Consider the following 5540-nt stretch of genomic DNA (forward strand, 5'->3'; position numbering starts at 1 on the left):
TTTCTGGTGGCTGGCGCCGGCACTGCCGATCCGGGGTCCGTGCGCATGCCCGCCGGCCTCGGCGGCGTGGCCGTGAGCGCCGTGATCGTCACTGTCGTTGTGCGATGTCATGTCGAGTCTCCGGCTTGTAGTGGTGGCGCTGCGGGCACCGGGGCGGATGAGGGTCTGTTCGTGGTGGGCGACACGGCACTGTGCGGTTCCGCGCCTACGACCACGGCGGTCAGTCATGCGATCAAGTGGATGAGCAGGTATTCGACGTCGTCGGCGATGGCGTGCGGTCACGACGGCGGCGATGTCAGCGACGGCGATCTCGCACTCCGCGCGGCTTTGGCCGGCGATCCGGCGCAGCCGCACCTGGCCTACGCCGGAACACGTCAGAGTCGCACGCAGCGCCGCCTTGGACCTGGTCGAGAGGCGAGGCGCTACCGACGGCGTCCATCAACCGCCCGCACACCTCCTACCAGCATGATCGCACCGGCGATCACCAACCCGATCACGGGGCCGCCACCACCACCAACCGATCGCGATACCTGCGGCGCCGAGCCGAACGCACAAGGAGTCAAAAATGTCGATGCGGGCATCCGCGCCGTCAGGGACCAGGGCAGCGGACCCGACCCGCCGCCCGACCAGGACCCGCAACCCCACCACCGCATGCTGACCCGCCCCGAGGGCCCACCCGCCGGCTAAAAAGTTCCACTCTCACGGCCCGGACCGGCTGCAGGCCCAGGTGACTCAGGGACGCAACTGAGGATAAACCCGTAGATTCCGCGGACAGCGGTTATCGATCTGGTATAGCGACCTAATTTACCTGCAAGAAGGTCCACCAGGGGCGCTGCGCCCGCTCAGCGACAAGCATCCTTGCTGGTCATCAGCGTGCTACCAGATAGACAGGGCCGAACTCGGAAAACCATCTGTTGTTTGTCTACGAGCCCTAAACCGTTTGTCTGGAATTTTCGGGGCGGAACACCCGTCACAGAACACGCGACACCGGAACCCGCAGAACAGAGGAGCGGTCAACCGTCACGGTAGCCACCGGCGGTAGCAGGCCGAGCACTTCCACCAGACTGCTACCGACCACGCCCACCGTGCAGGGGGATTCCTCCGGGCGCCGCGGGAAGCGCCACTGCCGCCCGCACCGGGCATGACCTCGCTCCACGCGGTGTGTTCGGTCTCGGACTAGGGCTGGCGGTGCGGAACGGCTCAGTGCCTCCGCGGGTACGCCGAACAGTCCTGCGTACCCGACACTCCGGTTGGAGGTGTTGCCGTGCCCACCGTGCTCATCGCCGACGACGACGCCGACCACCGCGAGTTACTCACCCTTGCGCTGCACCGTTGGGGTCACGACGTCGTAGCGGTCGCCGACGCCGCAGCCGCCCAGCGGGCAGCCGAGGTAGGCGGGATCGACGCCGTGCTGCTCGACGTACGGATGCCCGGTTGTTCCGGCATCGAGTTGTGCCGCCGGCTGCGCCACCACCCGGCTACCGCCCACCTGCCGATCATGCTGGTCAGCGCCGACGTCGCCGACGTGCGGATCCGGTCCGCGATGCACGCGGGCGCCGACGACTACCTGACCAAGCCGTACTCTCGCGCCGAGCTCAGGGCCCGCGTGGAGACGCTCCTGCTGCGCCGCGACCGGCCCACCGGCCGAACGGCGGCTGCCACCGCGGTGGCACTGGCGGCCCGCGCTGCCATGCCGCGACGGGCGCCGGTATCCGTGCGCGACCAGCGGTGCTGCCCCCTGGAGATGACGACGCGGAACGGGTGACCACTACGCCGCCGCCGCCGGCGGGCGGGACTACGCGACGTGAGACTGGATCCTTCGACGGGGTCGGCCGGTCCGGCGTCCTCGCCGAGGGCAAAGACCGCTGCTACAACGCCGGCATGGACGACCGCCTCCCCGAACCCATCGACTACGACGAGCTCCGAGCCATTTCAACCGCTGGACCAGGTGCAGCCACAACGGTCCCAGCCGGACCCCGTCGCCGGTCAGTGTCGCCTCGGCGACGGCCTTGACGGCCAGGTCGGTGCCGGCCACGCCGGCGGCGATGCCCGCCGCAGCGGCCCGCCGCACCCACACCGGGCGCCGGGTTGAACCGGTGCTGGCCTCAGTCGTCATCGTCGTCGTCCTCGACCAGTTCGCCTTCCCACGCTTCGCGGCCTTCGTGGATGGCGAACGCGGCGATGACGAACCCGGCCACCGGGTCCAGCCACGCGGCACCGGTGAGCGCGTACAGACCCAGCCCGAGCAGGGTGGAGATGCTCAGCAGCACACAGATCTTCGTCTCGGCGGCGTCGGCCAGGATCAGCTGATCCCCGCCGAGCTGCATCGCCACCTTCTTCTTCGCCGCGGCCAGCACCGGCATGATCACCAGCGACGCGGCCAGCAGTACCAGCCCGGCGATCGAGGTGTCCGGTTCCTCCCCGCCGATGAGGCTGCGGATTCCTTCGAACACCACGTAGGCGGCCAGCACGAAGAACGTCACGGCGACGGCCTTGAGGGTGCGCCGTTCCTTGGCCTCGTCGGCCTCACCGTGGCGCAGCCGGGCGGCCAGCCGTAACCCGACCAGCACTGAGGCGGCGGACTCGATCCCGGAGTCCAGGCCGAATCCGACCAGCGAGACCAGCCCGGCGAGCAGTCCCACGGTGATCGCCACCGCGCCCTCGACCACGTTGTAGGCGACGGTGAACTGCGCCAGGCGCAGCCCGCGGCGGGTCAGCCGCTCAGTTTCGGCCGGGCTCAGCGCGACCTGTACGGCGTTCACCGCGGTTCCTCGGCGATCTCGTCGGTGCAGCCGTAGGTCGGGCACAGCGCCACGGCTTCGCCGGTGGCGGCGAGCAGGCCCTCGGCGGCGCGCAGCAGGTCGATCAGCTCCGGGCGGGCCAGCGCGTAGAACATCTGCCGCCCCTGCGGCCGGCCGGTCACCAGCCCGCAGTCGCGCAGGCAGGCCAGGTGCGCCGACACCGTCGACTGCGCCATCCCCAGTTCGCCGGTCAGGTCCACCACCCGCCGCTCCCCGCCGGTCAGCCGCCGCAGGATCGCCAGCCGGGTCGGATCCGCCAGGCCGCGGAACAACGCCGCGGCCGGCGCCAGTTCCTCCGTCGGGCGGGTCGCGACCCGCCCACCATCATTCATCGTCACGACGCGATGATAGCGTTAGAAGGTGTTTCATCGGTAGAGTCCGCTGACATCGACGCCAAGCAGTCAATGATGGAGGCCGCGATGCTGATGAACCAGGTCGAGACCGCGCTGATCAACTCACCGCCGCGGCGGTGGCTGCAACGCTGGTACGAGGTGCCGTGGCTGCGCCGCCTCGGCGGACCGCTGCCGCCCGACGCCCGGGTCCTGGAGATCGGCTGCGGGCCCGGCTACGGCACCCGGCTCATCCTGGAACAGTTCGGTGCCGCGCACGTCGACGCCATCGACCTCGACCCCGCGATGATCGCCAGAGCCCGACGCCGGCTGGCCGGCCACGGCGACCGGGTACGGCTGCACACCGGCGACGCCGCCGACCTGCACACCAGCGTCGGCGCCCCGGACGCCGGCTACGACGCGGTGTTCGACTTCGCGATCGTGCACCACATCCCCGCCTGGCGAACCGCGCTCGCGGAGATCGCCCGGGTGCTACGCCCCGGCGGCCGGTTCTACTTCGACGAGGTCACCGCCCGCGTCCTGGCCCGCCCCACCTACCGGGCACTGTTCGACCACCCCACCACCGACCGGTTCACCGCCGACGACTTCCGCGCCGAACTGCACCGCCACGGCCTGCACGTCGGCGACCGCTGGCGGGCACCCATCGGCGGCGACTACCTCATCGGCGTCGCCGAGCGCCGCTGAGGCGCCGGGAAACCATGGCCGGCCCACTCGTCGTCGCCGGCGTCCGGGTCACCGGCCACCCTGCCCGTCCCTGCGGGGTGCGACTCAGCGAGGGCAGGGGTGGGCGTGGTGGGGGCAGGGCGCGCATCCCGGTGTCCGAAGTCCTCTGCACTCGAGTCGCCTACCAGGGCGTGCCGTGCACACGACTTCGGAAACTGACAACCACACTCACCACCAGCACCCAAGAACGTCAGAATAGGGTCGTCGATGGCGGCGAACTGGTCCGCGGAATGACGCCGGTACACGTCGGCACGCCAGTGCAGGAGCGGCCCGGTGGGCAAGCGGTGCGGCTGCGATGGCGGCCGATGCCTGGCCTGCCAGGTATCCCAGCCGTATCCGGCGACCGCTTCGGGCAGCCCCGGAAAGATCCGAAGCGCGGGCGATGCGATCTGTTGCCCAGAGGCGTGGCGGGACGGTCGAGGCGTGCACGACCAGCAGCACATCCAGCGCTACACCGTGCGCTCGCTGACCCCCTACACCCTTCGCGACCAACGCGACCTGCTCGGACGGAAGCGGACCCACCCCAGCGAACTCCACCATCCCTGCGGACTGCGGACTGCGGACTGCGGACTGCGGACTGCGGACTGCGGACTGCGGACTGCGGACTGCGGACTGCGGACTCTGCGGCCTCGCGCAGCGAAGCGGCGTTGTGTTGCGCGCCAGCTAAATGTCAGTGGATGCGCCAGCAGCAGTTGGATCATGCGGATAGCCCGGCCGAACTCCCGGAACGCCTTGTAGATGTTTGTTGCGCCGCGAGTACGTCGACAGCCGGCGCAGCAGCGTCACCGAGGAGATCTTCCCGGCCGCGACTGACAGCACGACCCGCATCAGGTCGTCAAAGCGCTCGATCAGTCCCAGCCGATGACGTTGGGCCTGGGCTCGCCGAACAGGCTGTCGATGTGCCGGAACTGGGCGGCCGGGGTGGGGGCGGTGGTAGCCGGGATGAAGTCGTTCACCACGATCGTCGGGTGGGTCGCCGATGGAGCGGGATGTCCTCAGCGTTCCGTGGTTGTGTGGATGAAGAAGGCGATGAGGTAACCGTGGCAGCCTTCATCAGTTCCCAGAGGACCTTGCACGGCGTGCCGCACGTGGTGACCTGCCGCGCGCTCGGGTGCTCCGAGTCCTGGTTCTACAAGTGGCGCGACCGGGAGCCCACCCCGCGTCAGCGGCGGCGGGCCGAGCTCAGAACCAGATCGGCCCGGACCACTCCGGAGTCACCGGTCGCGGTCTGCTCGACGGGACCTTGCTCCACGGCAGCAGTCGCACAGGCCGGCGGGCGGCGACGTCCTCGACCCAGCCGAGCACCACGATGAAACCCCCGAGTAGGACGAGGGCGACGGCGAAGAACGCGGCCATCTCGAAGTGCGGCCCCACCCGGTCCACAGCGATCGCCGATCCGACGGTGAAACACAGCGTGATCGCCGTGTTGTGCCACAGATAGATAGTGACGGCCCGGGCGTTGCACAGGTTGACGAAGCCGTTGAGAAACCTGCGCCGGTTCAACCATTGCATGGTGGGGCTGACCCGCAACAGCAGCAGCACGAATCCCACCGAGTAGACGGCGTATGCCACCGGTTCCGCGGACAGGTCGACGCCGTCGTCACCTGGATGGGTGATCTCCCAGGCCAGTCCGGCTCCCACCAGCGTCGCTGCCAGGGGTATCAGC

General features: G+C 69.5%; 5 protein-coding genes and 2 pseudogenes. 3 read left to right on the forward strand and 4 right to left on the reverse strand.

The features are described 5' to 3' along the window. Both DMB66_RS57990 and DMB66_RS57995 read left to right on the forward strand, forming a co-directional pair. Positions 1-687: hypothetical protein (locus tag DMB66_RS57990; RefSeq protein ID WP_233625585.1), on the forward strand; the 687-nt coding region annotated here is incomplete at its 5' end. Between the two features lie 577 nt (positions 688-1264). Next, the gene (locus DMB66_RS57995) at positions 1265-1765 is read left to right on the forward strand and encodes a PleD family two-component system response regulator (protein ID WP_125812490.1); all 501 of its coding nucleotides are present in this window, start codon (positions 1265-1267) and stop codon (positions 1763-1765) included. 340 nt (positions 1766-2105) lie between these two features. On the opposite strand, the gene DMB66_RS58000 is transcribed toward DMB66_RS57995, so the two are convergent. Together DMB66_RS58000 and DMB66_RS58005 are read right to left on the reverse strand one after the other, a co-directional pair. After that, positions 2106-2762 carry a cation diffusion facilitator family transporter gene (locus DMB66_RS58000; RefSeq protein ID WP_125812491.1) on the reverse strand — a complete coding sequence of 219 codons (657 nt, stop codon included), beginning with the start codon at positions 2760-2762 and terminating at the stop codon, positions 2106-2108. Next, a complete protein-coding gene (locus DMB66_RS58005; protein WP_125812493.1) occupies positions 2759-3133 on the reverse strand; it encodes a helix-turn-helix transcriptional regulator in 375 nt (124 codons plus the stop codon). Before DMB66_RS58005 ends, DMB66_RS58000 begins: the two co-directional genes overlap by 4 nt. Positions 3134-3220: 87 nt before the next feature. On the opposite strand from DMB66_RS58005, the gene DMB66_RS58010 reads away from it, so the two are divergent. Next, on the forward strand, positions 3221-3835 hold the full coding sequence (locus DMB66_RS58010) for a class I SAM-dependent methyltransferase (RefSeq protein WP_125812492.1): 615 nt from the start codon (positions 3221-3223) through the stop codon (positions 3833-3835). Positions 3836-4560: 725 nt separating this feature from the next. Here the strand turns inward: DMB66_RS58010 and DMB66_RS66400 are convergent. Further along, a pseudogene (locus tag DMB66_RS66400) lies at positions 4561-4791 on the reverse strand (Tn3 family transposase); the annotation flags it as partial. A 265-nt stretch (positions 4792-5056) separates the two neighbouring features. Continuing rightward, positions 5057-5540 (reverse strand): annotated as a pseudogene (locus DMB66_RS62070) (acyltransferase); the annotation flags it as partial.

The organism is Actinoplanes sp. ATCC 53533, from assembly GCF_003947245.1.